Here is a 1,401-nt window from a genome sequence, read left to right as displayed (position 1 = left end):
GCGGCCCTGGCGGCGTTCGACGGACCCGCCCCGGACGTGGAGGTGCGGCCCGAGGACACCGCGTACGTGATCTACACCTCCGGTTCGACCGGCCGTCCCAAGGGCGTGGTCGTCGAGCACCGCACGGTCGACGGCTACCTCGCCTTCGCCCGCACCGCCTACCCCGGGCTGGCAGGCCGGGCGCTGGTGCACTCGCCGCCGTCGTTCGACCTCACCGTCACCGGCATTCTCGGCCCCCTGACCGCGGGCGGACTGGTCCACGTCGTCGACCTGAACGACGTCGACGCCCCGGTCGGCGCCGGGACCCGGCCGCCCGCATTCGTCAAGGCCACCCCCAGTCACCTGCCGGTGCTCGTGGCCTCCTCCGACTGGCACTCGCCCACCGGGCAACTCGTCCTCGGCGGAGAGCAGTTGACCGGCGAGTCACTCGCCGAGTGGCGTGCGGGCCACTCCGGCGTGACGGTCGTCAACGAGTACGGCCCCACCGAGGCGACCGTCGGCTGTACGGAGTACCGCCTGGAGCCAGGCGATCCGCTGACTCGGGGCGCGGTGCCCATCGGCGGTCCCGTGCCCGCCGCGCGGCTCTACATCCTGGATCCCTGGCTGCGCCCGGTCCCGCCGGGCATCCCCGGCGAGCTGTACATCGGGGGCGACGTGCTGGCCCGGGGCTACGCCCGCCGCCCCGGCCTCACCGCGGCCCGCTTCGTCGCCGATCCGTTCGGTGTGCCGGGCGCCCGGATGTACCGCACCGGCGACCTCGCCCGGTGGCGGCCCGACGGCATCGTGGTCTACGTCGGGCGCACCGACGACCAGGTGAAGATCCGCGGCCACCGGATCGAACTCGGCGAGGTCGAGGCCGTGATCGGCAGCGACCCCGCGGTCGCCCGGGTGGCCGCGGCCGTGCGCGAGGACCGGCGCGGCGCCCCCTGCCTGGTGGCGTATGTGGTGCCCGGCTCCGGGAACGGCCTCTCGGGCCTGGCGGACCGCGTCGCCGAACGGCTGCCCGCCTACATGGTGCCCTCCTCCTTCGTCCCGCTGACCGAGCTCCCGCTCACCCCCAACGGCAAGGTCGACCGCGCCGCACTGCCCGCGCCCGAGCACGCCGCACCCGCGAAGGCGGTGCCGGTGCCGGGTGGTGTCGGGGGTGGGGCGGCGTCGTCGTTGGCGGGTCTGTTCGGGCAGGTGCTGGGGTTGGAGGCGGTGGGGGTCGAGGACGACTTCTTCGGTCTCGGTGGTGATTCGATCACGGTGATCCAGTTGGTGGCGCGGGCGCGTGAGGCGGGGGTGCGGCTGACGCCGAAGCAGGTGTTCACGCACCGTACGGCCGCGGCCCTGGCCGCCTTCGTGGCCGACGCCGCACCCGCGAAGGCGGTGCCGGTGCCGGGTGGTGTCGGGGGTGGG

Annotated in this window: 1 protein-coding gene; it reads left to right on the top strand. The window is 74.8% G+C overall.

The genetic code is table 11. The annotated features are described in order from the left end of the window. Nucleotides 1–1,401 (top strand): non-ribosomal peptide synthetase (locus B9S61_RS15645; protein WP_146064851.1); only part of this gene is annotated, 1,401 nt, incomplete at both ends.

Origin of the sequence: Streptomyces sp. SM1 (assembly GCF_002910825.1) — a bacterium.
In the GTDB taxonomy this organism is placed as follows: Bacteria; Actinomycetota; Actinomycetes; order Streptomycetales; family Streptomycetaceae; genus Streptomyces; species Streptomyces okerensis.
The sequence above is the reverse complement of the archived record's forward strand: the minus strand, read 5'-3'. Positions and strand labels throughout refer to the sequence as shown.